Origin of the sequence: Olivibacter sp. XZL3 (assembly GCF_004368405.1) — a bacterium.
Taxonomy (GTDB): Bacteria; Bacteroidota; Bacteroidia; order Sphingobacteriales; family Sphingobacteriaceae; genus Olivibacter.
Genome location: NZ_SBJH01000112.1, coordinates 59,518 through 85,703 on the forward strand (window position 1 = coordinate 59,518; position 26,186 = coordinate 85,703).

The window sequence follows — 26,186 nt, forward strand, 5'->3', positions numbered from 1 at the left end:
CTCTCAACAAGATGCGGAAGTGGCGAAATTGGTAGACGCACCATCTTGAGGGGGTGGCGCCCTAAGGGCGTGGCAGTTCGAATCTGCTCTTCCGCACAATAACATGGAAGCTCTTGCTTTCGCAAGAGCTTCCGTTGTTTTAAAGTAGGTGAAGTTTTGCTTGGGGGGCTAGCAAACAATTTTGATAAAAGTAAAAGGGGCACTGTATAGAGCGCCCCTTTTGACTTTTTCTAGCATAACCGACTTAGTCTTCGGAATGAAGCATATCTTTATGATCATCCGGATTGTAATTTGCTTGCAACTCGGCCAGCTTCTTTTTGCCATAAGCTAAACGAGTGATAAGAACAAACAATACAGGTACGAAGAAAATAGCCAAGAGAGTAGCGGCCAACATACCACCAAACACGGTCCAACCGATGGTTTGGCGAGACATTGCGCCGGCTCCGCTTGATAGCATCAATGGAATAATACCAAGGATGAAGGCCATAGACGTCATCACAATAGGGCGTAACCTTAATTTTACTGCGTCCATTGTAGCCGCGACGAGCTCCATGCCCATATCCACCCTTTCTTTAGCGAACTCTACGATCAAAATCGCATTCTTGGCCGCTAATCCGATCAATGTTACCAGACCAATCTGTGCATAAATATTGTTATCCAATTTTGGTAAGAAAGTCAACGCGAGGATGGCGCCGAATACACCCACAGGCACAGACATCAAGATGGAGAAAGGGACCGACCAGCTTTCGTAGAGAGCGGCCAAAAGTAGGAACACAAAGATAATACAGAGTGCAAAAATCATGATGGTCTTGTTCCCGGATTCCTTCTCCTGCAAACTTAAGCCAGCAAAAGAGTAGGTGTATCCATTAGGCAAGGTCTCTGCTGCCACTTCTTCCAACGCATTAAGTGCGTCGCCGCTACTATAACCGGGAGCTGCATTGCCATTCACTTCTATGGAACGGAAGATATTAAAGTGGTTGATGATTGATGGATTTTCTATTATTTTGTAATCTACCAAAGTTCCAAGTGGCACCGCGGTACCTTGCGTATTCGTCACATAGAGGTTGTTGATGTTCTCTATATGCTGGCGGTAATTCGTATCAGCTTGAGTTACTACACGGAAAGTCCGTCCATACAATACGAAATCGTTAATGTAACTGCTACCGAAATAGGTTGATATAGTGTTATAGACGGAATTGATAGGCACACCCATTTTCTTTGCTTGTTCGCGGTTTACCTCTACACGATAATTCGGTGTCTTGGTGTTGAACAAGGTATAAGCCATCGCAATTTCCGGACGTTGATTTGCCGCCATTAAGAACTTCCCTACAATACCCTCAAAGGCTTTAACGTCGCCGGCCTGTTGCTCTTCAATTTGAATAGAAAAGCCACCGGTTGTACCCAAACCTGGAATAGCTGGCGGTTGGGCGGCGATCAAACTCCCTTTCGAATTTGTCATGTATTTACCCATTAATTGTTGAGTAATCTCTCCAACCGATCGGCTTCGCTCTTCCCAAGGTTTCATCTGGACGAAACAGGTTGCGGCGCTCGACTTAAAGGCGCGGTTCAGAATATTAATACCTGAAATGGCTGTCACGTTTTTTACCTCTGGAATTTCCTTTTTGATATATTCAGTGATTTCGTTCAGGTACTCGTTGGTGCGAGCCGCGGAGGAACCTTCGGGTAAGGAAATTCCCATAAAGAACGCTCCAGCATCTTCTTGAGGTATAAATCCGCTTGGTTTAGCTGTAAATAGACCGTAAGTTCCAACAAAAATACAGATCAATAAAATCATAACCAATGGAGTCCTTCGAATACACCATTGTACGCCTTTGGAATACTTTTGGGTAACACGATGGAACCAAGTATTAAATAGATAGAATAGACGGTCCAAGCCTTTCGAATTCTTATCCAGCTTCATGGGCTTTAACAACAAAGAGCAGAGAGCAGGGGTAAGTGAAAGCGCTACGAAAGCAGATAGTAATACAGAAACGGCAATAGTAATAGCAAACTGCTGGTATAAGCCGCCCACCATCCCTGGAATAAAGCCCACAGGAATGAAAACTGCTGCCAAGATAAGCGCAATAGCGATAACCGGTGCCGTTATGTCCTTCATTGCTTTCTGAGTAGCGTCTTTGGCAGAAAGATGCTCATTATCAATATAATGTTGTACGGCCTCTACGACGACAATTGCATCGTCAACCACAATACCAATAGCCAACACGAATGCAAGCATGGTTAAGGTGTTAATAGAGAAGCCTAAAAGCACAAAGAAGACAAAGGTACCAACAATCGAAACCGGAATCGCCAGAACGGGAATGAGTGTTGCGCGCCAGCTCTGAAGGAAGACAAACACCACCACCGTTACCAGCACCAAAGCTTCCACCAAGGTATGGATAACGGAACTTATAGAGGCTTTTACCATGGATACCGTTTCGTAACTGATTACGTAGTCCACATCTTCAGGAAAAGATTTTTTTAATGTTTCCAAAGCCTGTTCTATACCTTCTGCCGTCTCAACCGCATTACCACCCGGCATTTGGTTAATCATCATCATCGATGACACTTGGCCGTTAACCTTCGTCGTGGTAGAGTAAGCGAATTCGCCTAATTCGACACGCGCGACGTCTTTTAGATATACCAAAGAGCCGTCGGCATTCGTTTTGACAATAATGTTTTCAAATTCTTCCGGGGTAATCAAGTCGCCGTCCAGAATTACATTGAATTCAAATGCCTGTGAATTAGCCTGAGGTTTTGCGCCAACGGTACCACCCGGAAGGCGTAAATTCTGTTCTTGGATGGCCGCACTTATATTGCTCGGCGTCAAATTTAAACGCGATAATTTGTCGGCATCCAACCAAACGCGCATACTGAACGGTTGTCCGAAAGCAGTCACGTCACCCACTCCAGGTACGCGTAACAGTGCGTCCTTTACATAAATTTGAATATAATTCGATAAGAATTTTTCATCATGGGTACCGTTAGGCGACACTAGTCCTGCAACCATCAAAATGTCATTATTGGCTTTGCGGGTAATGACACCTAAACGTCTAACCGCTTCTGGAAGAGCGGGTTCTGCAATTCCCACGCGGTTCTGAACATCTAGTGTGGCAATGTCAATATCAGTACCGACATCAAAGGTCACCGTGATGGATGAACGACCATCCGATGTACTGTTTGACTGCAAATAAGTCATACCAGGCGTACCATTAATTTGACTTTCGATCGGTGTAGTTACCGTTTGTTCTACTGTAGCCGCATCAGCTCCCGTATAGGTGCCTGTAACGGTCACCGTGGGCGGGGCTATATCCGGATATTGGCTAATAGGAAGCGTAGTAATCGCAATTGCTCCTATGATAAGAATTAAAATAGAAATGACAATTGCGGTTACCGGCCTTTTTATAAATACTTCAGATATCATGTTTCGCTTATTATAAACTATTTCTTACTTGAACCTTGTCCCTGACCCTGCGGAGCTTGTCCCTCCATTTTACTTTGATCTACTACTTTTGCACCAGGTTGAAGATTTTGTGTTCCTTCTACAACAATTTGCTGACCGCCGCTCAGGCCTTGGTTAATTACCACCTTGTCGGCGATTTTCAGTCCAAGCTTAACAGGCTTTTGTACGACGGTACTACTATCAGTCACCACATACACGGTAAATTCGCCCAATTGCTCAATCACCGCTTTATAAGGAATGACAGGCATCTTTTCCGTCGAAGTCGTTGCGACTAAAACATTCGCATTCATACCGGCTCTCAATACATTGTCAGGATTCTCGAACGATGCACGTACCGTAATGGTACCGGTAGAAGGATCAACGGCACGATCAATAGCGGTTATTCTTCCTGGTTTCTCATAGGTGTTGTTACCCGACAATTGCAACGTAATAACGGAATCTTTCAAAGAAGCCGCACCACTGTTTTGTAGATCAACAAACTGTTTGATATCCCTTTCATTAACGGCGAAATCCACAGCTATTGGATTGGTAGATGAAATGGTGTTGATTAACGTCGTACCCGCGGAAACCAGCGCTCCTGCACGTACCTGCGAGATGCCAATTGTTCCGCTAAAAGGCGCACGAATAACAGACCGCTCCAAGTCCGTAGTCGCGGAAGTAAGTGCGGCCTTAGCAGAGGTTACCTGTGCTTGTGCGTTGTTTAGATCAGTCATGGCATAATCCAATGTCTGTTTAGCAATCGCATCCTGTTCGGCCAAACGTTTATAACGTTCGACGTCCCTATTTACTTTATTTAGATTTGCCTCTGCAATTGCTAGGTTGGCTTTAGCTTGTTCTTGAGCTGCTTGATAGCGGGTGCGATCGATTTCATAAAGCTTTTGACCTTTTGTAACGGTGGCCCCATCTGGCACTAAAATGGCCGTGATGTAACCGTTTACTTCTGCTCTCAGTTCGGTTTGATTAAGGGCGACAACAGTACCTGGAAAGTTGTTGATTCCCCTGACAATTTCTTCGGAAACCGGAGCGATCGCCACGGGGATTGGACCGCCTGCGCCAGGCCTTTGCTGACCTTGTTGATTTTTATTGCCACAGGAAGACAATACTAAACTTCCAGATAAAACGGCTAAAAAATGTATTAAATTTCTATTCATGTTATTTCGATTTATTGCTATTTAAAAGAGATATTACCAAGCGCCTGTTGCACATCAAGTTTACCAGAAAGAACCGCATAAAGAGCGTTCAGATAATTTATCTGCGTGGTGCGAAGATCCGTTTCAGCAGTCATTAAGTCAAGATAGGTTTTAATGCCCTCATCATATTGCAACTTAATGGTGTTATAAACTTCTTTGGATAGCTCCACATTTTCTTTAGCCGTTTTCCAATCGTTTAAATTAGCCTTGTATGTCGCCAAAGCTTGCTGGTGTTGCGTATTGATTTGGTTTCTTAAATTCGTAATATCCCAATCTATGCGCTTTTCCTGCAATTTCGATTTTCTAATTTCCTGAACACGCTTGGTTCCCTGAAAGATCGGAATGGAAAGAGTCACGCCAAGCACAGAACGAGGGTAATCAACGTCATAAAGGCTAGAAAGCCCATTGTTGGTACGCCAATCCCAGGCATAATTGTAGAACGCTGACAGATTCGGCAAAAAAGTCCATTTATTATATTGGGTATTGATTTGTTGTAAACGCTGTTGTGTTAACAGTTGTTGAAATTCTATGCGTCTCTCAAATTGTAAAATCTGAGTGGTATCCACCAACATTTCACTTTCCATGGTATCGCCGGCTTTGTACGAAAGTTGCAAAGGTTGGCTGATATCAGCACCGATCAATTCCTTTAAATAAGCGTATTTATATTTCAGCATCTCAACCGTTCGCTTTCTTTCTGCTTCGGTATTGCTCAATGTAATCTGTGCTCTTTTATAATCCGTTTTATCTACCAGTCCGGTTTCGTAACGTGCATTTGCATCTGCCAATTGCTTTTTTATCCGTGCGATATTCTCGTCAATAATTTTTATCTGCTCTTCACTCGTTAATACGTCATAAAAAGCTTTGCTTACAGCTACGGTTATATTAATTCGGCTGCTCTCCGTATTCTGTGCATTCTGCAATCGGATATACTTAGCTGCTTTGGAGGCTTGAAGAAGGGAGGGATCCAATATCCGCTGGTCGGCCTGAAACATTAATGCTGATGTATGTTTCTGGCCAAACTGTATTACCTGATCGCCAATTACGTTCGTAGGAATTTTAACGTTATAATTATAAGAAGCGTCTGCACTGATCTGCGGAAACCATCCAGACAAAGCGGATGCAATATCCCGCTTACCGATCTCTTCATCAATTAATGCTTGTTGGACACTTGCTTGATTCTTCAATGCAAAATCAATACACTCCTGCAAAGTGGCATTCTGCGGAATGCTATTACTTACGTTTGTGGTATCTTGGGCCACGGCGCTGAAACCCGTAAGTAAAAAAGCTAGTAAACTTAAATAGGTATACTTCATATGTTATTTATAAACTATCAATAGGGTATTAAATTACACTTTTAAGCCGTCCCACATAATAGAAGCCATCACTTCCAATTCCTCGTTTGTGAAAGTATGATGGCCGTTATTATGCTTTTTCGCGGCTATGATCAATCCACCCATGAATACAGAACTAATGATATGAATTTTATGTTTCTTAATATAGCCAGCCTCCATTCCACTTGTAAAAAAGCTCGAAAAGCTATCTTCATAAAACTGACCTTCTTTCGTGTGCACCATCCGTTGAAAAGGACTTGAAAAAAATTGCTCCATAAAAGACAGAACCTTCGGATAGGATACAAAGTATTGAAAGAAATTGATCCAGATACTTATAAACCGCTCGCGATAATTATCCATCGGACGATCTTTTATTCTAAAAATCTCGTGCGAAATACCATCTCGCACGTAATCAAACAACGCTAAAATAATGGCATCTTTTGATTCAAAGTGATGATAAATAGTGCCGGCCGCAACGCCTGCTTTCTTTGCTAACATGCTCATCGGAACGCCTAGCAAACCGTGCTCCTGTATCAAAGCAAGCATATTTTCCAGAATTATGCGCTTCTTTTCAGAGGTATTCTCCAATTCAATCGAATGTTTATTCGGGAGCAAAAGTAGCAATTATTTGTTACGTCGATATTATGCTAAAAATTAGTAAGGAAATATGATATTGATTTTACAATTGGCGACAAACATTGTAAAAAACAAGTTACTGGAAGCTTCGTTCTAATTTTTTATAGCTTATGTTGCTCATCTCAGCGACGTACTGGTCGCTACTGACTGGACTAAAAGGAGGTAAATGCACGTTTAGGCTGAAGCGATGAAATTTACGTCTACTTTCTCGCATATTTTTTAAGCGCTGCTTTAGGTTGGTAGTGATGTGCTTCCGTGTGCGTTTGGGTGTTCCGTCCGCTCACTCTTCAAAACAAAATTACCGCAGAAACTAGAAAATTCCCTTAAGGCTATTTAAGGGAATAAATACACTAAGTGTGTATGATGACAGGGTATTACTTGTTCTTTTTTGTCGTGATATTAATCGTTCCTGTTTGGTTTTCCGTGTCCTTTACCACATCGATCGATTCGATATCTGTTGGCTTCAATAATTTGAGCGCTTCTTTGTCTGAAAGCTGACCATCTATGATATACGTGACGTTTTCGGGAATGGATTGTTTGTTGGTGTTTTCCGTATTTCTATTTTTTATTTTGATGGTATATGAGTTTACCGCTTTGGTGGTAGATTCGCCTTCATGATCGCCCGCAGATTTTATCGTAGCGGCACCGTGCTCGCTTTTTTTGTTTTTCATTGCTATTAAAACAACGCCGTTCTTACCCTTTTCTCCATAGGGGGCTGTATTTGTACTGTCTTTTAGCACTTCAATACTCGCTATGTCGGTCGGATTAAGTTGGTTGAGATCTTGGCGTTCCAACGGTAAACCGTCAACTATATACAGAGGCTGATTGACACGCTTTTTCTGCACATCATTTTCCGTGCGTGATACACTGTCTTGCGCTGTGAGATTAGCAGGTATATCCAACTTTTCATAGGCTTTACCGACTGTAAATGCCATCGCCGAAATGCTGATCGCGGGTATAATAAAAATGTATTTACCAAGATGCAGCTGTGAAGATTTCTTTTTGTTCATCATAATGATTCTTTTTTTTAGTGCGTTAAAATTGAAATGGTTACTAAGTTCAGGCGACACGGTTTTGCTGGTTAGATTAATAAGACTGTATTGATATTGTTTTTTGTCGACGCCACTCTGAAGGACGCTTTGATCAGTTAGAAATTCCAAGTTCTCTTTAACCGCAGAACGGGTTAGCCAAATGGTCGGATTGAACCAACAGCATATAGTAACCACTTCGGCAATCAGCACGTCGATAGTGTGTAATTGCTTGACATGTTCAGACTCATGCTTTAGAATTTCTTTTAAGTTGCTTTCCTTATGAAGTGCCGGATTCAGGTAAATTGCCCTCCAAAAGGAAAAGGGATTGATATCAATCCACACTTGGCGGTAGCGATAGTTAGCATAGCTTGCGACTGTTGATTGTCTATGGAGCTTCCATAAACTAAGTAGACGAATGAAAAATCTTAAGACAAGGGTGATCACTACGGATAAAAAGACGATTGTGAGTACATCCCAAAGAACGTCATCCGAAGGGACCTTAGCCACCAAATCGTTCCAGGTAATCAATTGTATATCTATTTCCTGTATATCTCTTTCTTTGGTAAAGATTGTGGAAAAGTCTATTAAGGGATATAAAAAGGAAAACAGAAAACCTCCTATAAAATAACATCTGTTCAACAAATAAAAGGTTAACTTTCTTAAGAAGAAATAGTATCCTCCATAAAATAAGGCAATTGATAAATTGACCTTTAATAAATATTCAACCCAGTCGGCCATGGCTATTCTTTATCTTGTTCATCGATCATCTTAATTATCTCCTTTAACTCTTTGGCGCTAATTTTCTCTTCCTTAGCGAAGAATGATACGAGCTCCTTATAAGAATTACGAAAATACTCGCTCACGAAACCGTTCATGAACCCTCGTTTATATTCCTCTTCGGTAATGACAGGCTCATATCGATAGGCGTTGGCATATTTTACAGATTTGACAAAGGCCTTTCGTTCTAGGTTCTTCAGCGTCGACGCTAATGTAGTATAGGGAACCTTGGGTTCGGGCATTCGATCTAGTAGTTCCTTTACGAAACCGCCCTTATTTCCCCAAATTAATTGCATCGCTTCTTCTTCTTGTAAACTTAATTTCTGCATACATCTATGTTTATTTCGTAAAACTACGAAATTATCGTAAACTGTACAAATTTTATTTAAAATAGCCTCGGTATATTAGTCGAACACAAAATGTTTATATTTGACCTTCATCCTTATTAACTGGTCATATGAAAACGGTAAATGAAACAAGAGCAATTTTCTACACCATTCTAATATTCGTGTTAACGAGCTGTAATACCGGCAATAAGAATAACCTGCCAGCAGAAGACACCATCGCGGTAAGCGCGCAGGGAATCGTGATGGACAACGATACGCTCTCGCAAGTTTTCGCAGCTTATATAAATGTAAAGGATGCGTTGGTAGCATCAGACCCAAAGTTGGCCGGTGAAGCATCCAATAAGTTATCTGAAAGTTTGAAAGGAATCCACGGCTGTGAAAATACGGCGATCGCCGCTCAGGAGCTGGCTAACTCTACCGATTTAGCATTGCAACGTTCGGCATTTTCTTCAATAAGCAAGGATCTAATTGCGATGTACCAACGGCCTTCACTAAGTGCCGGGAAAATTTATGTTATTCATTGTCCTATGTATAATAATAATGAAGGAGGAGATTGGCTTTCCACCAGTCCAGAAATCAAAAATCCCTACTTCGGTGAGGAAATGCTGACCTGCGGAACGGTAACACAGGAAATCGAATAGAGTAGGCATGATACGCGTGTCATTGAAAATTAATTTATCGTAAATAAATTGAAATATTTATAGGTTTGCCTATGTTTTAAGCCATTTTTTTTTAGTTTTGTTACAAACCATAGAATCATTATGTCAGAAAAAGTTTCTTTAAATATTGGAGATAAGCAGTTAGACTTACCGATCATTACAGGTACGGAGAATGAAAAAGCAATAGATATTTCAAAAATTAGAGCAGAGACTGGTTTTATTACGCTCGATCCTGGTTTTAAAAATACCGGAGCAACTCAAAGCGCCATTACGTACTTGGACGGTGAAGAGGGGATACTTCGCTACAGAGGTTATCCAATTGAGGAATTAGCTGAAAAATCGTCTTTCTTGGAAGTAGCCTATCTATTAATATACGGAGAGCTGCCTACTGAGACCGAATTCGTTGACTTTCAAAACACGGTAAGTCGCCATACGCTTATCCATGAGGATATGAAGAAATTTTTCGAAGGGTTTCCTACCAAATCTCACCCGATGGGTCAGTTGTCGGCTTTAGTAGGTGCCCTTTCCGCGTTTTATCCGGAATCACTTAATCCAGATGCGTCGGACGAGGAAGACAATCTTACCATTATTAAGTTGCTCGCTAAGTTCCCAACGATTGTATCTTGGATTTATAAGAAATCGTTGGGACATCCGGTTATATATCCTAAAAATAAATTGGACTACGTAAGCAATTATCTTAATATGACCTTTGGTCAGCTGACAGAGGAGGTTAATATAGATCCGATTGTGATTTCGGCTATGAATAAATTGCTCATTTTACATGCAGACCATGAGCAGAATTGCTCGACATCTACTGTCAGGATCGTAGGATCTTCAAATGCTAATCTTTTCACGTCTATTTCCGCCGGTATATCCGCGTTATGGGGACCTTTACACGGTGGTGCCAATCAAGCAGTAATAGAAATGCTTGAACGGATTAAAGAAGATGGAGGGGATTCGGAGAAATGGTTAGCGAAGGCCAAAGATAAAAACGATCCATTTCGCCTTATGGGATTTGGGCATCGTGTTTACAAGAATTTTGACCCACGTGCAAAAATCATCAAAAAGGCCTGCGACGATATCCTCAATAGTTTGGGCGTGAAGGACCCAGTTTTGGACATTGCAAAAAAGCTCGAAGAAACCGCTTTAAACGATTCTTATTTCGTAGATCGGAAGCTATACCCGAACGTCGATTTCTATTCTGGTATTATTTATAGGGCTTTAGGTTTTCCAACAGACATGTTTACCGTATTGTTCGCATTAGGCCGTTTGCCGGGGTGGATAGCACAATGGAAGGAAATGCGCACCAATAAGGAACCGATAGGCCGCCCGCGTCAAGTATATACCGGGCATCCCAAACGTGACTTTATTGCCATGAAAGATAGGTAATAGAAGTAAACGGAGACCGGTCCGAAAAGAGGTTTCTAGTAACCTATAAAAGCTTAAAGTGATAAAGCGGAGACGTTATACAGGTTATGCCCTATATCGCTCCGCTTTTTTATTTGTGCAATCGATAAATGCTCAGCGCTCAGTTATGAAGCTTTCTATCATCTTCTCGTCTTATTTCCCTGACTAACTAACGCGATGATTCCGCCGCCGACTAAAATTGCGCCAAGGTAAGGCGGCCAGTTGACCTGCTTTTCTTTGTCTGCATTAATCTCCACAGCGCCCACATCTACCACTTTTTCCTTTTTTGTGAAACTAAAGCCGGTCCAAATCAGCATGATAGCTCCGACAACAATAAGTATGATACCTACTACCTTCATGTCTTTAATGTTTTGATTTAAATAAACAACAAAACTACTTACCGTTAGTTTGGAAAGAAAACCTCTCTCCCTGCAGCAAATTGCCTATTTCAGCGATTATTGTTTCTATATAAACTATATTCGCCACGACCTTTTATATCCTCCATAAAAAAATTATCTTTAGCTGTATGTTTCCGACCCTGTCTCATCTTATAGAATATGTCTTTGGTATCTATATACCCTTACCAGTCCAGACATTTGGCTTATTTGTCGGTTTGGCTTTTCTTTCAGCCTATTATATCTTTAAACGTGAACTTATCCGGAAAGAGCAGTTAGGGCAGATCAATTCAATTAAACAAGAGCTCACTATAGGCGAACCGGTTAATTATTTTGACGTCTTAATGAATGCGCTGGTTGGATTCATTATCGGCTTCAAATTGATATATGCACTGTTCCATTACCGCGATTTTGTCGAAGATCCACAAGCTCTTTTGTTGTCCACTAAAGGTTCTTTGGTAGGGGGTATCTCACTAGGACTGCTATTCGCTTACTGGCTGTATGTTGACAAAAAGAAGCATCAACTTCCTGAAGCAATAACCGAAACCAATGAGGTCCATCCTTATGAGTTAATGGGTAAAATTCTGACTTGGGCGGCAATTTGGGGTTTAATAGGAGCAAAGCTGTTTCACAATTTGGAATACTGGGACACGTTTGTTAGCAATCCGATAGAAAGCCTCTTATCGTTTAGCGGACTTACATTTTATGGAGGGATTATATTTGGTGGTATTGCTGTTATTTACTATACGAAAAAAATGGGCATACGACCCCTTCACATGCTTGATATTGGGGCACCCGGAATGATGCTAGGTTATGCTGTTGGCCGTTTAGGCTGCCAACTTTCAGGTGATGGCGATTGGGGTATTGAAAATTTACACACAAAGCCTGCCGCCCTCCAATGGTTTCCTGATTGGGTATGGGCATTTAAATTTCCCCACAATGTTATTAACGAAGGCGTGCCAATTGTAGGCTGTAGCGGAAGGTTCTGCCATGAGCTGCCGATTCCTGTTTATCCTACGTCTCTCTATGAATTTATCGCCTGCCTTATACTCTTTCTATTACTTTGGGGCTTAAGAAAAAGAATGCGGACCGCGGGTATGCTTTTTTTTATTTACCTTACATTAAACGGAATTGAGCGATTTTTTATCGAGCTGATAAGAGTGAATTCCAAATACCACCTATTTGGTTTGACGTTTACACAAGCCGAGCTTATTTCGATCACGATGATTATAGTTGGATTGGCAGGTATTTTGTATTTGAAATCGAAACTTAATAAATCCAAGTACCCTATTATACAGAACTATGCTTAACTTGTCCCAATTTACACAACAAGTACGTGCCGTAGCGATGGACGCCGGCCATTTTATACGCCAAGAACGATTAGATTTCGATAAAAGCAGAATCGAACAAAAAGGGCTTCATGACCTGGTCTCTTATGTAGATAAAGGAGCTGAACTTATTATTGTAGAGCGACTAAAAGAAATACTTCCAGAAGCTGGATTCATTACGGAGGAGAAAACGATTCAAAAAAGGGGGGAGGTCTATGATTGGATAATCGATCCGCTGGATGGTACAACAAATTTCATACATGATATTCCCGCCTATTGTGTCAGCATTGCGTTAACACGCAATCGTGAACCTATTGTGGGCGTAGTATATGAGGTAACTAGCGATCAATGTTACTACGCTTATGAAAATGGCGGAGCATTTTTAAACGACAAGCCCATCGTTCTTTCTGAATCGACGGCCTTGAAGGACTCCTTGCTCGCAACAGGTTTTCCCTTTTATAAATTCGAATACCAAGATCAATATATTAATCTACTAAAACATCTGATGCAGGAATGTCGCGGTATCCGTAGGATAGGGTCTGCGGCCCTCGACCTCGCTTATGTTGCGGCCGGTAAATTCGATTGCTTTTTTGAATATAATTTAAACGATTACGATATGGCCGCAGGCTTATTGCTAGTTAAAGAAGCAGGTGGGATCAGCTATGATTTCGAAGGAACTCGAGAGATGCTTGATAAGCGATCTGTTATTGCCGGAAACAGCGACATTGCAAAGCTCGTATTGGAGGCCGTAGTAACCTTCTTTAAATAAGAGAGGCCCAAAAAAAGTTGGGCCTACTATTTTTAAAAGCTATAATGAAATCTTTGAGCCGTTTACATGGCCTCCGCCACTACCTCCTGCACTTCAGGAACCATCCGTTTCAAAAGCCCTTCTATCCCAGCTTTTAAGGTAATAGTTGAAGAAGGGCACCCGCTACATGAGCCTCGTAATTCAACCGTCACAACACCCTCGTCGAAAGACTTATAGGCGATAGCGCCTCCATCTTGTTCTACTGCTGGACGAACGTAATCGTGCAATACCTGTTGAATTTTCTTTTCAGTCTCGCTACCTTCAAAGGCTACGTTCTCATCCCTTTCAACTTCATGTATCAGTAATTCAGACTCTACAGCGCCTTTTACAAAATCTTTCAGTATAGGAAGGATGTCGTCCCATTCACTATCTTCCGATTTTGTAATCGTTACGAAGTTGCTGGCAAAGAAAACGCCATTAACGAAATTAAACTTAAAAAGTTCACGAGCAAAAGGCGAACTCTGTGCTTTCTCTTTATCCGGAAAGTCTAAACTCCCATTGTATAATAATTTGTTTACCAGAAACTTCATGGTTGCTGGGTTAGGAGTACTTTCTGTATATACGTTGATAGTGGCCATTTTATTTATTATTAATAACACAAAGCTAACAAAAATATGACGGACATGCAGTCAAGGCCGCGTCATACTTCATAGGTGGTTTGCATCTATCTAAACACCTGTATAATTCCAAGGAGTAATTGCCTTGAGTTCCTCTTTCAGGACTTCGGATATAGCTAGGCCGTCGATGAATGTGGCAATAGCCTCTTGATTAATGATACTATTTGTTCTCGTTAAATCTTTCAGCGCCTCGTAGGGCTGGGGATATCCTTCTCTTCTCAATATTGTCTGTATTGCTTCTGCAACAACGGCCCAATTTTTTTCCAAATCCGCGCGAAGCGCTGTTTCGTTCAATATCAGCTTTTTAAGTCCACGCATAATCGATTTAAAAGCGATAAGTGTATGTGCAAAAGGTACACCGATATTCCTTAGAACCGTAGAATCGGTTAAATCGCGTTGTAATCGGGACACCGGTAATTTAGCCGATAGGTGTTCGAACAAAGCGTTAGCGAGGCCTAAATTGCCTTCAGCATTTTCAAAATCAATGGGGTTTACTTTATGGGGCATGGCGGAAGATCCGATTTGCCCAGCTATAATTTGCTGCTTAAAGTAATCCATGGAGATATACGCCCAAATATCCCTTGATAGGTCGATGAAAATATTGTTAATCCGCTTTAAACCGTCACAATGCGCCGCAAAATTGTCATAGTGTTCAATCTGAGTGGTCTTTTGCGATCTCTTTAGCCCTAATATTTCGTTGACAAAACGATTCCCGAAGGTAACCCAATCGCTTGCCGGATAAGCGACATGATGTGCGTTGAAATTCCCGGTTGCGCCGCCAAACTTAGCGGAAAAAGGAATCGTTTTAAGCTGATCCAACTGCGTTTGCAGTCGTTCTACAAATACGGCTAATTCTTTTCCCAAACGGGTAGGAGAGGCCGGCTGCCCATGGGTCTTAGCAAGCATAGGTATCGCCTTCCATTCCTCGGCCATCTTAGCGAGCTCTCCAATAAGTTCAGCAACACTTGGATAATAGACGGTATTTAAGGCGTCTTTCCAGGAATAAGGGATAGCCGTGTTGTTGATATCTTGTGAAGTTAGTCCAAAGTGAATAAACTCCTTTAAATCCGCTATCCCCAATGCATCGAATTTCTCCTTAATGAAATATTCAACGGCCTTTACATCGTGATTGGTCACTTTCTCTAGATCTTTAACACGTTGCGCATCATGTTCCGAAAAATTAATGTAGATAGCTCGTAAATCGCCCTGGTTTGATAAATCTGCTAATTGGGAAATCCCGCTTTCCGCAAGTGCAATAAAGTATTCGATTTCAATAAATACCCTGTATTTTATTAGGGCTGCTTCGGAAAAATACGCCGCTAGCTCTTTTGTTGCTTGATGATATCGACCGTCTATCGGCGAGACGGCGGTAAGTGGAGATAAGCTCATGTCAGTGAAAATATATCGCGTTAAAAAGCGCAAAGTTAAAAAAATATTGCTTTTACTCAGTCTTTCTTTACGGAACACGCCATAGCACCATTGACCTCTCTGCATGTAGAGCGACTATCGCCAGAGGTGAAAATGGCAAAAAAAAACCGGCTCCATTAAATAATAGAGCCGGCTGTTACTATTTCAGTTTTAATTACTGAGCCTCTTTAACTGTAGTGTCTGCAGTTACAGTAGTGTCAGTAGTAATAACAGTTGTATCTGGTTCGCTAGGAGTTACAACAGTAGTTGTATCAGTTGTTTCTTCAGTAGAACCTTCGCCAGAGTTTGAGTTACAAGCTGCAACAGTTAAAGTTAAAGCTAAACCTAAAAAACCGAATTTGAATAAATTTTTCATCGTTAATTTTCTTTTCTGATTAAATAAAATTGTTTATTTACCTCTTTATACCGCACATATGGAAAGGTAACCCAACAATTTTAAAAAAAAATATTATTTCTTTTTATCGGCAGCAAAGATGGCTATGTTTTAGGGAAAATGCAAATCACCGCTAAGTCTATATCCGATAGTCAATGAACACTATTTTTATTTCCTTACTTTCTTTACTTTTGCGTCTTTAGGGCAATGGGGCTAACAGGAAACGATACCCGCCGAATGGCATCTTTCGAGCGCTGGCAAAAATAAAAAAAATAAGTAAGTGGGTTACTATTTGCATTTTAACGTATTAACTAGTGAGTAAAGAGAAAAAACATACACCACCAAACGAGAGAGAGTTACTTGCGGGGATTTTAAAGGGAGAAGCTAGTTCGTTAGAAACGTTATATAAGGCGAATTTTCCTATGGTTGTTCGTTTAGTCGTCAATAACGGGGGTGACATTGATGATGCCAAAGACATATTTCAGGAAAGTATCATCATTCTTTATAACAACGTATGCAGCGGCACTTTTGAACTTAACAGCAAGCTCAAGACGTATATATACGCTGTGTGTAGAAATCTTTGGCTTAAAAAGCTTACAAAAAAGGGTATCTATAGTAACATCGATGACCTTGAGGAAAAAATAGCTGTAGAGGATGATATCGAGTCGCATAAGGAGCGGGACAAGCAGTTCATAATGATGGAAAACGCACTGGAGAAACTAGGAGAGCCCTGTAAAACGATAATAAAAGATTTTTACATCCACGACTTAACGATGCAGGATATTTGCGAGAAATTCGGATACACTAATACTGATAATGCGAAGAATCAAAAGTATAAGTGCCTGCAACGTCTAAAGCGACTTTATTTTGGTTAAAAACTTACAACAATGAAGATTGAACGAGATTTTCTGGAGCAATCAGAAGCTTATTTAAGAGGCGAAATGAATGCCTTGGAAAGAAAAGCTTTCGAGGATTATCTTTTTAATGACGACCAAGCGCGTAAGAAGTTTGAAGAGCATAAGGTCTTTATTCAGACCGTAAAAAGCTACGGAGCGCGAGTCGATCTGCAGCAGAAGCTGGATGCTGTTCATGCGACTATCAACATACAGGAAGTGATGCCGAAGAAGCCGCTTGTGGTTCGTCTGTGGGACAAGTACAAGATAAATTCGTTGGTAGCGGCTTCGGTTGCGCTCATAGCCGTTTTTACCACCTTGTGGCTTACGGGTTTTTATTCGAAAGATAATACCTCCCAATACATCGCTTTACGCCGCGACATGAATAACATCCGGCAAAATGTGAAAGCTCAAAACGCCCTGATAAAAGATATTAATAAAGGTAAAAGTGGATTTAGTACGCCAAGCCACTATGGAGCGACCGGCTTTGCGCTTTCTTCCAACGGATATGTAATGACTACTTATCACGTTATCAAAGACGCGGATTCGGTTTACCTGCAGAACTATACCGGTAACTCTTATAAAGCGAAGGTAATTTATACCGATCCCGGTTACGATATTGCGGTTTTGGAAATTATTGATAAGAGCTTCAAAGAAGCTGGTAATTTGCCATATACCTTTAAACAAAACGCGGCCGATATTGGCGAGGACGTATACACCATCGGTTTTCCAAGAGAAGAAGCCGTCTATGGAAGAGGTTATCTGAGCAGTAATACCGGATATAGTGGCGATACGATTGCCTATCAAGTGTCTATTCCAGTGAATCCAGGTAATAGCGGGGGGCCGGTACTAGATAACAGAGGTAACATTATTGGAGTTATTAACAGCAAGCAAACAGAGACTGACGGAGCGGCTTTCGCCATCAAGTCCAATTATGTCTTAGAGGCACTGGCGTCTATTCCTGATAGTTTGGACAAGAAGCTTATCCTGAACAAAAAAAATACACTGGCAAATCTGAGTCGCACCGAACAGATCAAAAAAGTGCAAGAATATATCTATATGATCAAGGTGTATTAAGGTCTTGTTTTAATCAAGCTAATGGCTCCGCTTAATAATAAAGTCGGAGCCATTTTCGTTATATTTGGAACCTAGATCAGAACCAAATGAGCCAAGACTTTCGAAATATCGACCGCTTTAACCTTCGTGCAAATAATTATGACAAATACCGTCCCAGCTATCCGCAAGCTTTACTGGACTTTATGTTCGAGCATAATTCATTGAACGAAAAAAGTGTCGTTGTCGAACTCGGCGCAGGCACGGGTATCTTAACCCAGGAACTGGCGAAGTGGCCTTGTAAAGTCATCGCTATTGAGCCAAATAATGAAATGCGGGAAAGGGCGAGTAAAGCACTTAGTCAGTATGCGAATTGCGTGATTACAAGTACCACAGCTGAACATACCGGCTTGATGGATAGAAGCGCCGATATGATAGTTTGTGCACAATCCTTTCATTGGTTCGATCTCACGGAAGCAAAAAGAGAGTTCAAGAGGATATTGACAAACAAGGGAAAAGCGGCCATTATTTGGAATATTCGGAGTGCCGAAACGCCCTTCGAAAAAGCGTATGAGCATTTTATACGTGACTTTTCTATCGATTATGCTGAAGTCAAAAAGAGGGAATCACGAGGCAATAATCTGGCCGATTTTTTTAAGCGCCATAGCCTAGAGGAACATTGGTTTAGCTACGACACCCAGCTGACCTTCAAACAGCTATTGGGCAGGACACTATCCTACTCCTATATGCCGAACGAGGATCATGAATCAGCGATACGCATGAAGGCTGCACTGAAAGCGCTGTTTGACCAGTATTCCAACAACGGAATAATAAGCCTCTCCTATAAAACAAAGCTGTTTATGGGAATGATGTGAGCTATCTATCAAAAACGTTACAAAGTTGCGTTTTAACAATTCGCTGTTTTCACAATTTTCTCTAAGTTTGTGATACTATTAATCAATACTAAAAATCACATGAAGAAACGTTTAATCAATCTAAAGTTTTTACTCGGCCTACTTCTGCTCTTAAGTCAATCATACCGAAGCTTGGCGCAAGACGAAGCATTATGGCTTCGTTACCCTGCCATTTCACCCGATGGAAAAACTATTGTTTTCGGTTATCAGGGAAATTTGTATAGCGTAAGCGCCAACGGAGGCGTAGCTAAGGCTTTAACAGTAGGCAATTCGCACAGCATGATGCCTGTATGGAGCCGCGACGGTCAATTTATCGCCTTTGCTAACGATCGCAACGGCAACTTTGATGTTTATATAATGCCGGCCAGTGGTGGAAAGTCAACACGCTTAACATACAATAGCGCCAATGACTTTCCTTATGACTTCAATCCGGATAATTCCGAAGTTATATTCGGAAGTTCGCGACAAGCACCTGCCGAGAGCGCGCGTTTCCCAAGTTTGCGTCTATTTCAGAACCTCTATCGGGTTAACGTAAAAGGGGGGCGAGCGATCCTCGTTAGTGCAGCAGGAGTTGAAAATGCGCATTTTAATAAAGATGGCAGTTTACTTATTTTTCAAGACAGGAAGGGATACGAAGATCCGTGGAGAAAACATCATACGTCCTCAGTAACGCGTGATATCTGGCTTTATAATTTGAAAACAAACAGCTATGAGCCATTAACAAATGAAGAAATTGAACATCGTGAGCCCGTTTTTAGTAACGACGGCCAATTTGTTTATTATCTAAATGAAAAGGATGGAACTTTAAATCTTTACAAAAAGGGAGTTAGGGTGCGCATTGCTGATCAGCAGTTAACACGTTTTACGAAAAATCCTGTACGCCATTTAAGTATTGCAAACGATAATACACTCGCTTTTACGCAGGATGGATCCATTTATACATTGAAAGAAGGGGAGGAGCCTAGAAAACTGACAGTTAGCATTCCTATTGACAATGGAGATGCTGAATCGAATAACCTACTGTTAAACGGCCAAATCAGTCAATTTGAGTTAAGTCCGGATGGAAAGCAAATCGCTTATGTCAGCCGGGGAGAGATCTTTGTTACCAGTGTTGAAGGCAATTTTACCAAACGGATTACAAACACGCCAGATCAAGAGCGTATGGTAAAATGGTCGCCTGACGGAAAGACACTTATTTATGCTGCTGAACGAGGGAAAAACGGTTGGGGCATCTACCAGAGTGCTATCGTGAACAATGACGAGCCTTATTTCTTTAATGCGACAGTATTAAAAGAGGAGCCGGTTATCGTCGGAACCACAAATAATTTTCTTCCAAAGTTTTCGCCCGACGGAAAGTCGATCGCTTATATAGAGGAAAGAAACATTTTAAAGGTCTATAACATAAATACGAAGAAGACTGTCACCTTGCTTCCGGCAGGCCACAACCATTCATACGCTGATGGCGACTGGGGGTTTGAGTGGAGTCCTGACAGCAAATGGCTGTTGGTAGACGACCAAAGAGGATACTTTTTTAATTCCAATGCAGCGCTTATAAAAGCAGACGGAACGGGCGAGATTAAACATCCATTATTAACCGGCTTTGGTGAGGAAGGAGCCCGTTGGCAAATGGAAGGAAAAATGCTTACTTGGCTAAGCAATCGATATGGCAGAAAATCCTTGGCCTTACAAGGCAGCCGAGAACTCGATGTGTTCGGTGTTTTCTTTAATCAGGAGGACTATGACCGATTCAAATTAACTAAAGATGAGCTTGATTTACTGAAGGAGCAGGAAGACAAATCAAAAAAGGAAGAAGCAACAAAGGATGGTAAACAAGAAGCTAAAAAGGACAAGAAAGCTCCGAAAGAGGAGGATGAGAAGACGATAAAGATTAATCTTGAGAATTTGCGCGACCGCGAAGTGCGTTTGACAATTAACAGTTCATCCATCAGTGATTATGCACTAACCAAAGACGGAAGCAAACTCGTCTATTTGGCATCGTTCGAGAAGGGCTATGACCTATGGTTAACGGAGCCGAGAACTAACCAGACTAAAATTCTAGCTAAATTATCAGGTTCTCCGAGTGGTATAGAAATGAGTAAAGATGAAAAGAGCTTATTTGTAGTAAATCGCGGAAGCTTGGTGAAAGTCGACGCAGCCAGCGGAAAGATTTCGCCGGTAAACACGCAAACGGAACTTGAACTAAACGCGGCTGCAGAGCGGGAGTACATTTTTAATCATGCATGGCTTCAAGTGAAAAAGAAGTTCTATGACCCGCAATTACACGGGATAGATTGGGACGGCTATTACCAAACATACGCTAAGTTCTTGCCTCACATAAATAACAATTTTGATTTCCAAGAACTTTTGAGCGAATTGTTAGGAGAACTGAATGCTTCTCATACCGGCGGGCGCTACTCTCCCCGTTATAACAACCCCGACGTAACGGCATCACTTGGCTTGCTCTATGATGAGACTTACACGGGTAAGGGATTGAAAGTCGCCGATGTCATTCCCGGAGGGCCGGTGGCAAACGCCAAGTCGAAAATTAAAAAAGGAACCGTTATACTCGAAATAGACGGCAATGTCATCGATGATACTATTGATTGGGCCAAGTTTTTAAACCGCAAAGTGGGCAAATACGTAAGTATTCACGGCAAGAATGATGCAGGCGGTACCTTTAACGAAACCATTAAGCCTATTAGCCTGGCGGAAGAAGCTCCACTCATGTACAAGCGCTGGGTTGCTGGCAGAAAAGCGTACGTTGACAAGATTAGCGACGGTAAAATAGGCTATGTGCATGTAGAGGGAATGAATGATGCAAGCTTCAGAGAGGTCTATGATCGAGTGATGGGCGAGAACTCAGACAAAGAAGCACTTATAGTAGATACGCGCTTTAATGGTGGCGGATGGTTACATGACGACCTGAACACCTTTTTAAGCGGTAAGGAATACTTGAAGTTTTCTCCTCAAGGAAACGTTTTAAAAGGCGGTGAACCGAGAGCTCGTTGGAGCAAACCTAGCGCAGTGGTAATGAGCGAAGGGAATTACAGCGACGCCTTTATATTTCCTTATATATACAAACAAAATGGACTGGGTAAGCTGATCGGCATGCCGGTTCCAGGTACAGGAACGGCTGTTTGGTGGGAAACCCAGATAGATCCAACGCTTATTTTCGGTATACCGATGATTGCTACGATCGGAAAAGAGAATCGTCCTACTGAAAACTTGCAAGTTGAGCCGGACATTAAAGTGCCGCTTCCTTATGAAGCCTTTCTCCGGGGAGCGGATCCTCAACTGGAAAGGGCTGTAAAGGAACTACTTCAGTAACCTTATTTTTTCCTTAACTTAACAAAATATAAGACTTCCAACGGATTACTTCGGGAAGTCTTATATTTATCTCACATTTATCGCGACTTATGAAATCACTTATATCTTTTTTAGCAGGCTTTTTCATGCTGAGCTCTTTTTTGTCATGCAAAAACAAGGAGTCGGTAGACCTTATCGTTCACAATGGCGTAATCTATACGGTAGACAGCGCGTTGTCAGTACAAGAGGCCTTTGCCGTTAAAAATGGGAAATTCCATGACATCGGAACAAGTGAAGACATTTTAAATAAATATACGAGTGAACACATTGTAAACGCTGCAGGTGAAGCCATATATCCGGGATTTTATGACGCTCATTGCCATTTCTTTGGCTTGGCCCAGGGCATGCACCAGGTCGACTTGGTAGGCGCAGCGTCAATGAAAGAGGTGATTCAAAGAATACAAGCCTTTCGGGCTAAGTTTCCAAATGATGCTTGGATTATTGGTCGTGGGTGGGACCAAAATCTGTGGGCAGATAAGAGCTTTCCCAATAACGATGAATTGAATGCCGCGTTCCCTGATGTACCCGTCTATTTAAGTAGAATTGACGGACATGCGGCCTTGGTTAATCAAACCGCATTTGATTTGGCACATATCGATATGGGCAAGCAGCCGGAGGGCGGATTGATAGTTCACAAAGGGAACAGACCAACGGGCGTTCTTGTAGACAACGCAATGGATTTAGTACAACAGGAGATACCCGCCCCATCTGATTCGCAATTGACTAATCTATTACAGGAAGCGGAAAAGGCATGCTTTTCTGTGGGCTTAACCAGTCTGGCAGATGCTGGTTTATCAAGAAAGAGAATAGACTTACTGAAAGAACTATATAAAGAAAAAAAGCTGAGAATAGGGGAGTACGCCATGGCTATGCTGGATACGGCTGATTTTGAACAAATATTAAAAGAAGGGATCTTTGAACAGGGTCAGTTAACCATGCGTTCCTTTAAGATTATAGCAGACGGTGCCTTAGGATCGAGGGGAGCTTGCTTGCTTCACCCGTACGAGGACGCGCCGACGCAAGGCTTTCTACTCCAAAAGCCGGCAGTATTGGATGCCGTAATAGGTAGAATAGCGAAGAGTGATTTCCAAGTAAATGTACACGCAATCGGTGATTCTACTAATCGCTTCATTCTTCACGTCTTCAACAAGCACTTAGGAAATAATAGTAGCAAGAGATGGCGCGTTGAGCACGCACAAATTGTGCAACCAGAGGATTATTCGTTGTTTACTTCGGCTAATATCATCCCTTCGGTGCAACCAAGCCATGCTACGTCCGACATGAATTGGGCGAAAGACCGATTGGGCCGGGAAAGGCTTCCGTATGCATACGCCTATAAAAGATTACTTCAAGCTGCAGGGATGGTGGCTTTAGGAAGCGATTTTCCCGTCGAAGACATCAATCCACTTTATCAATTTCATGCTGCAGTGGCGCGTACAGATAAAGGAGGTCAGCCAACAGGTGGATTTCAGGTCGAGAATGCGTTGACTAGGGAAGAGGCTCTGCAGGGCTTAACAAATTGGGCGGCCTACGCATGTTTTCAGGAAGAGACAAAGGGAAGTATCACAAAGGGAAAGCAAGCGGATTTTGTCCGTTTGGAGAAAGATATTATGCAAATTCCACTACACGAAATACGAAGCACTAAAGTCAAACAAACTTGGGTAGCCGGAGAAAAGGTATATCAGAATAAGTAAGCGTGCTATAACACAAAAGCCCCACTTCGGTGAGGCTTTTTGTGATCCCGCTGGGATTCGAACCCAGGACCCATACATTAAAAGTGTATTGCTCTACCAGCTGAGCTACGGAATCTCTTAATATTTAACACTTTAGAATTAAATATTATCAACTTTTATTTTTCAGAATTTTATTTCTTTTTCTGAACTGTTGGCGGGTGCAAAGGTATGTTTTTTAGGTATACACACCAAATTTAAAATTAAAAAAAATGCCTTTACACTTATTATCAGTTTGTTATTTTATTATAAGTGGCCGATGCAGCTTTATAGATAGCTAAAATTCTCTCCAAGGAACTGGTAATCCTTGGACATTGATAGAAAGTCTATTGGAATATTAGCCAGACGAATGTCCAAGAAGCATCATATATCCTATAAGGATGAGGACTACGCTGTGCTGATTTTCAATACGGGCGTCCTATGTCCACCTGTTAAGCTAAGCTAACCTTACATTAGTATTACAAACGGTTGGTGTTCCTTGTGTGTTATTTAGGTTAAACGAACAACAGGTAACAACCTTTAAAATGTGCTATCCATATTGGTGGCGTTTTAAATTATGGAGAAATATACAGAACTGAATAAACAGTTTATTAACGGACAATGGAGAGAAGGTAAGGGCGATAGTATTATCGATAATTTAAATCCATTTGATAATAGTGTGATCAATACCTTTAAAGTGGCGAATAAGCAGGACGTAGACGAAGCTTATGATACCGCAAAAGACGTTTCTAAAGTATGGGGGACCAACAATCCGCTTGTTCGTCGCGACCTGATGATGCGCACGGCAGACGTGTTGATGAAACGTGAGCACGAAGTAACAGAATGGCTGATCAAAGAAGTTGCCAGTACCGCTTTAAAGGCTCAGGTCGAGATCAAACAAAGTTATGACATGCTTATCGAAGCGTCAGGCTACCCGACTCGTATGCACGGTTTTACCATACCATCATTTACAGAGGGAAAAGAAAGCTATGTGTTCCGTAAACCGTTAGGCGTTGTCAGTATGATCAGCCCTTGGAACTTTCCGCTGTACTTGTCCATGCGCACGATCGCGCCTGCCATTGCCGTTGGTAATGCCATCGTGATCAAGCCTGCCTCACAATCCCCTGTGACCGGAGGTACCATCATTGCTAAATTGTTCGAAGAAGCGGGGATACCTGCTGGAGTGATTAATTGCGTTGTGGGTAAATCCGGCGAGATTGGTGATTATTTTACGGGCCATCCCGGCTCAAGATTGATTTCCTTCACGGGATCCACGCCTGTCGGAAAGGGAATAGGCCGTATAGGTGGAGAGGCACTTAAAAAGCTTGCGTTGGAGCTTGGCGGTAATAATGCCTTTGTCGTTTTAGATGACGCTGATGTCGACCGCGCAGTCGAATCGGCTGTTTTTGGTCGATTTATGCATCAAGGACAAATCTGTATGTCAACTAACCGAATACTGATCCACGACAGTATCTATGACACGTTCAGGGATAAATTTTTAGACAAGGCAAAAGCCCTCACTTATGGTGACCCGGCTGATCCCAAAACTATTATAGGGCCGCTGATTGATAACAAAGCAGTAAAACATGTATTAGACCTTATTGAACGGTCGGTACAAGCCGGAGCTAAACTGGAGCTCGGCGGCCAGGCAGAAGGAAATGTGGTACAGCCTACAATCTTATCAGAAGTAACTAAAGATATGCCAATATTCCAGGAAGAGGTGTTTGGCCCGGCGGTTGGTCTGGTTCGTTTTAAAACAGATGAAGAGGCCGTAGAGCTGGCAAACGGTACTGAATACGGATTAAGCGGGGCATTGCATACACGAGATCTGCAGCGTGGTATCCAGTTTGCCAAACAGATAGAGACTGGCATGATCCATATTAACGATCAGTCCGTAAATGATGAAATGAACACGCCTTTTGGCGGCGAAAAGAATTCCGGTGTGGGCCGTTTCGGTGATGACTTTATTGTAGATGAGCTAACAACCGTACAATGGATAAGTGTACAGGTGCAGCCTCGTAAATATCCTTTTTAGTAGATTTTGACGGATTGCTTATCGTTTTTAGGTTTTCCGTGATTCCATTGGTACGAAGCTCGAACTCTTTTTAGGAAGATTTGAAACAATTAAAAGCGAACGTTATTCAGATTGTAGAAAGCAATGGAGCGTGTCAAAAATGACGCTGATTTACAGCATTTGATACAGCATGGGCAAAAAGAGAATTAAAACCTTTTACTATTTATAATACATATTACTTCGAAGTGATTTTTTTTCTATGAGATATTCCCCAATCATGTAAGGAAGTTAAAACGTTTTGAAGTGATTCGACATATTCTGTTATTTCGTATATCGCAATAGGAGGATATGTGTCAAGGACTTTGCGACGTGTACGTCTTCAAACTAAATTAGACACATTAGGATGAAACCTTAAGGAGACTTTCGAGTTATAAATTTATTAATTTTTGT

Annotated in this window: 20 protein-coding genes, 2 tRNA genes and 1 pseudogene; 11 read left to right on the plus strand and 12 right to left on the minus strand. The window is 41.7% G+C overall.

The genetic code is table 11. The features are described 5' to 3' along the window. Window positions 1-13 precede the first annotated feature (13 nt). A tRNA-Leu gene (locus EPX21_RS21345) sits at window positions 14-96 on the plus strand. A 148-nt stretch (window positions 97-244) separates the two neighbouring features. Here the strand turns inward: EPX21_RS21345 and EPX21_RS21350 are convergent. The 6 genes from EPX21_RS21350 to EPX21_RS21375 form a co-directional block, all read right to left on the minus strand. Beyond that, window positions 245-3,421 carry an efflux RND transporter permease subunit gene (locus EPX21_RS21350; RefSeq protein WP_134091790.1) on the minus strand — a complete coding sequence of 1,059 codons (3,177 nt, stop codon included), beginning with the start codon at window positions 3,419-3,421 and terminating at the stop codon, window positions 245-247. Between the two features lie 17 nt (window positions 3,422-3,438). Then, window positions 3,439-4,611, minus strand: a complete 1,173-nt coding sequence (locus EPX21_RS21355) for an efflux RND transporter periplasmic adaptor subunit (RefSeq protein ID WP_134091792.1) — start codon at window positions 4,609-4,611, stop codon at window positions 3,439-3,441. A gap of 17 nt (window positions 4,612-4,628) precedes the next feature. After that, entirely contained in the window at window positions 4,629-5,963 is a 1,335-nt protein-coding gene (locus EPX21_RS21360) for a TolC family protein (RefSeq protein ID WP_134091794.1), read from the minus strand. Between the two features lie 33 nt (window positions 5,964-5,996). Next, complete coding sequence (locus EPX21_RS21365; RefSeq protein WP_134091796.1) at window positions 5,997-6,569, minus strand: TetR/AcrR family transcriptional regulator; 573 nt, start codon at window positions 6,567-6,569, stop codon at window positions 5,997-5,999. Window positions 6,570-6,991: 422 nt separating this feature from the next. Then, window positions 6,992-8,386, minus strand: a complete 1,395-nt coding sequence (locus EPX21_RS21370) for a M56 family metallopeptidase (protein WP_134091797.1) — start codon at window positions 8,384-8,386, stop codon at window positions 6,992-6,994. 2 nt (window positions 8,387-8,388) lie between these two features. Continuing rightward, window positions 8,389-8,754, minus strand: a complete 366-nt coding sequence (locus EPX21_RS21375) for a BlaI/MecI/CopY family transcriptional regulator (protein ID WP_134091799.1) — start codon at window positions 8,752-8,754, stop codon at window positions 8,389-8,391. Between the two features lie 128 nt (window positions 8,755-8,882). Here EPX21_RS21375 and EPX21_RS21380 point away from each other — a divergent pair, with 128 nt between their 5' ends. Together EPX21_RS21380 and EPX21_RS21385 are read left to right on the plus strand one after the other, a co-directional pair. Then, window positions 8,883-9,413 (plus strand): DUF3347 domain-containing protein, encoded by a 531-nt coding sequence (locus EPX21_RS21380; RefSeq protein WP_134091801.1) that lies wholly within the window; start codon window positions 8,883-8,885, stop codon window positions 9,411-9,413. A 120-nt stretch (window positions 9,414-9,533) separates the two neighbouring features. Then, the gene (locus tag EPX21_RS21385) at window positions 9,534-10,820 is read left to right on the plus strand and encodes a citrate synthase (protein WP_134091803.1); all 1,287 of its coding nucleotides are present in this window, start codon (window positions 9,534-9,536) and stop codon (window positions 10,818-10,820) included. 158 nt (window positions 10,821-10,978) lie between these two features. On the opposite strand, the gene EPX21_RS21390 is transcribed toward EPX21_RS21385, so the two are convergent. Continuing rightward, a complete protein-coding gene (locus EPX21_RS21390; protein WP_134091805.1) occupies window positions 10,979-11,197 on the minus strand; it encodes a hypothetical protein in 219 nt (72 codons plus the stop codon). A gap of 167 nt (window positions 11,198-11,364) precedes the next feature. Here EPX21_RS21390 and EPX21_RS21395 point away from each other — a divergent pair, with 167 nt between their 5' ends. Then, window positions 11,365-12,543: a prolipoprotein diacylglyceryl transferase gene (locus tag EPX21_RS21395; RefSeq protein ID WP_134091807.1), complete on the plus strand. Its 1,179-nt coding sequence runs from the start codon at window positions 11,365-11,367 to the stop codon at window positions 12,541-12,543. Next, entirely contained in the window at window positions 12,536-13,330 is a 795-nt protein-coding gene (locus EPX21_RS21400) for an inositol monophosphatase family protein (protein ID WP_134091809.1), read from the plus strand. The genes EPX21_RS21395 and EPX21_RS21400 overlap by 8 nt, the downstream gene beginning before the upstream one ends. Window positions 13,331-13,392: 62 nt before the next feature. Here the strand turns inward: EPX21_RS21400 and EPX21_RS21405 are convergent, their stop codons facing one another. The 3 genes from EPX21_RS21405 to EPX21_RS21415 all read right to left on the minus strand — a co-directional run bounded on the left by EPX21_RS21405 (window position 13,393) and on the right by EPX21_RS21415 (window position 15,769). Beyond that, entirely contained in the window at window positions 13,393-13,947 is a 555-nt protein-coding gene (locus EPX21_RS21405) for a NifU family protein (protein WP_134091811.1), read from the minus strand. A 90-nt stretch (window positions 13,948-14,037) separates the two neighbouring features. Further along, on the minus strand, window positions 14,038-15,375 hold the full coding sequence (gene purB / locus EPX21_RS21410; protein ID WP_134091813.1) for an adenylosuccinate lyase: 1,338 nt from the start codon (window positions 15,373-15,375) through the stop codon (window positions 14,038-14,040). 193 nt (window positions 15,376-15,568) lie between these two features. Continuing rightward, a complete protein-coding gene (locus tag EPX21_RS21415) occupies window positions 15,569-15,769 on the minus strand; it encodes a hypothetical protein (protein ID WP_134091815.1) in 201 nt (66 codons plus the stop codon). 332 nt (window positions 15,770-16,101) lie between these two features. On the opposite strand from EPX21_RS21415, the gene EPX21_RS21420 reads away from it, so the two are divergent. The 5 genes from EPX21_RS21420 to EPX21_RS21440 all read left to right on the plus strand — a co-directional run bounded on the left by EPX21_RS21420 (window position 16,102) and on the right by EPX21_RS21440 (window position 23,707). Beyond that, complete coding sequence (locus EPX21_RS21420) at window positions 16,102-16,662, plus strand: RNA polymerase sigma factor (protein WP_134091817.1); 561 nt, start codon at window positions 16,102-16,104, stop codon at window positions 16,660-16,662. 12 nt (window positions 16,663-16,674) lie between these two features. Next, a complete protein-coding gene (locus EPX21_RS21425; protein WP_134091819.1) occupies window positions 16,675-17,757 on the plus strand; it encodes a S1C family serine protease in 1,083 nt (360 codons plus the stop codon). Between the two features lie 86 nt (window positions 17,758-17,843). Beyond that, on the plus strand, window positions 17,844-18,608 hold the full coding sequence (locus EPX21_RS21430) for a class I SAM-dependent methyltransferase (protein WP_134091821.1): 765 nt from the start codon (window positions 17,844-17,846) through the stop codon (window positions 18,606-18,608). 99 nt (window positions 18,609-18,707) lie between these two features. Then, window positions 18,708-21,974: a S41 family peptidase gene (locus tag EPX21_RS21435; protein WP_134091823.1), complete on the plus strand. Its 3,267-nt coding sequence runs from the start codon at window positions 18,708-18,710 to the stop codon at window positions 21,972-21,974. An 89-nt stretch (window positions 21,975-22,063) separates the two neighbouring features. After that, window positions 22,064-23,707, plus strand: a complete 1,644-nt coding sequence (locus EPX21_RS21440; RefSeq protein ID WP_134091825.1) for an amidohydrolase — start codon at window positions 22,064-22,066, stop codon at window positions 23,705-23,707. A 42-nt stretch (window positions 23,708-23,749) separates the two neighbouring features. Here the strand turns inward: EPX21_RS21440 and EPX21_RS21445 are convergent. Further along, window positions 23,750-23,822 (minus strand) — tRNA-Lys (locus EPX21_RS21445). Between the two features lie 477 nt (window positions 23,823-24,299). On the opposite strand from EPX21_RS21445, the gene EPX21_RS21450 reads away from it, so the two are divergent. Beyond that, window positions 24,300-25,757, plus strand: coding sequence for an aldehyde dehydrogenase family protein (locus EPX21_RS21450; RefSeq protein ID WP_134091827.1), 1,458 nt, complete (start codon window positions 24,300-24,302; stop codon window positions 25,755-25,757). A gap of 214 nt (window positions 25,758-25,971) precedes the next feature. On the opposite strand, the pseudogene EPX21_RS23565 reads toward EPX21_RS21450, so the two are convergent. Continuing rightward, window positions 25,972-26,094 (minus strand): annotated as a pseudogene (locus tag EPX21_RS23565) (transcriptional regulator); the annotation flags it as partial. Window positions 26,095-26,186 lie beyond the last annotated feature (92 nt).

What these genes read in the sequence shown, in the direction of transcription:
- EPX21_RS21350 (WP_134091790.1), bottom strand. Translation starts at nt 3,421, where the DNA reads ATGATATCTGAAGTATTTATAAAAAGGCCGGTAACCGCAATTGTCATT.
- EPX21_RS21355 (WP_134091792.1), bottom strand. Translation starts at nt 4,611, where the DNA reads ATGAATAGAAATTTAATACATTTTTTAGCCGTTTTATCTGGAAGTTTA.
- EPX21_RS21360 (WP_134091794.1), bottom strand. Translation starts at nt 5,963, where the DNA reads ATGAAGTATACCTATTTAAGTTTACTAGCTTTTTTACTTACGGGTTTC.
- EPX21_RS21370 (WP_134091797.1), bottom strand. Translation starts at nt 8,386, where the DNA reads ATGGCCGACTGGGTTGAATATTTATTAAAGGTCAATTTATCAATTGCC.
- EPX21_RS21375 (WP_134091799.1), bottom strand. Translation starts at nt 8,754, where the DNA reads ATGCAGAAATTAAGTTTACAAGAAGAAGAAGCGATGCAATTAATTTGG.
- EPX21_RS21380 (WP_134091801.1), top strand. Translation starts at nt 8,883, where the DNA reads ATGAAAACGGTAAATGAAACAAGAGCAATTTTCTACACCATTCTAATA.
- EPX21_RS21385 (WP_134091803.1), top strand. Translation starts at nt 9,534, where the DNA reads ATGTCAGAAAAAGTTTCTTTAAATATTGGAGATAAGCAGTTAGACTTA.
- EPX21_RS21390 (WP_134091805.1), bottom strand. Translation starts at nt 11,197, where the DNA reads ATGAAGGTAGTAGGTATCATACTTATTGTTGTCGGAGCTATCATGCTG.
- EPX21_RS21395 (WP_134091807.1), top strand. Translation starts at nt 11,365, where the DNA reads ATGTTTCCGACCCTGTCTCATCTTATAGAATATGTCTTTGGTATCTAT.
- EPX21_RS21400 (WP_134091809.1), top strand. Translation starts at nt 12,536, where the DNA reads ATGCTTAACTTGTCCCAATTTACACAACAAGTACGTGCCGTAGCGATG.
- EPX21_RS21405 (WP_134091811.1), bottom strand. Translation starts at nt 13,947, where the DNA reads ATGGCCACTATCAACGTATATACAGAAAGTACTCCTAACCCAGCAACC.
- purB (WP_134091813.1), bottom strand. Translation starts at nt 15,375, where the DNA reads ATGAGCTTATCTCCACTTACCGCCGTCTCGCCGATAGACGGTCGATAT.
- EPX21_RS21415 (WP_134091815.1), bottom strand. Translation starts at nt 15,769, where the DNA reads ATGAAAAATTTATTCAAATTCGGTTTTTTAGGTTTAGCTTTAACTTTA.
- EPX21_RS21425 (WP_134091819.1), top strand. Translation starts at nt 16,675, where the DNA reads ATGAAGATTGAACGAGATTTTCTGGAGCAATCAGAAGCTTATTTAAGA.
- EPX21_RS21430 (WP_134091821.1), top strand. Translation starts at nt 17,844, where the DNA reads ATGAGCCAAGACTTTCGAAATATCGACCGCTTTAACCTTCGTGCAAAT.
- EPX21_RS21435 (WP_134091823.1), top strand. Translation starts at nt 18,708, where the DNA reads ATGAAGAAACGTTTAATCAATCTAAAGTTTTTACTCGGCCTACTTCTG.
- EPX21_RS21440 (WP_134091825.1), top strand. Translation starts at nt 22,064, where the DNA reads ATGAAATCACTTATATCTTTTTTAGCAGGCTTTTTCATGCTGAGCTCT.
- EPX21_RS21450 (WP_134091827.1), top strand. Translation starts at nt 24,300, where the DNA reads ATGGAGAAATATACAGAACTGAATAAACAGTTTATTAACGGACAATGG.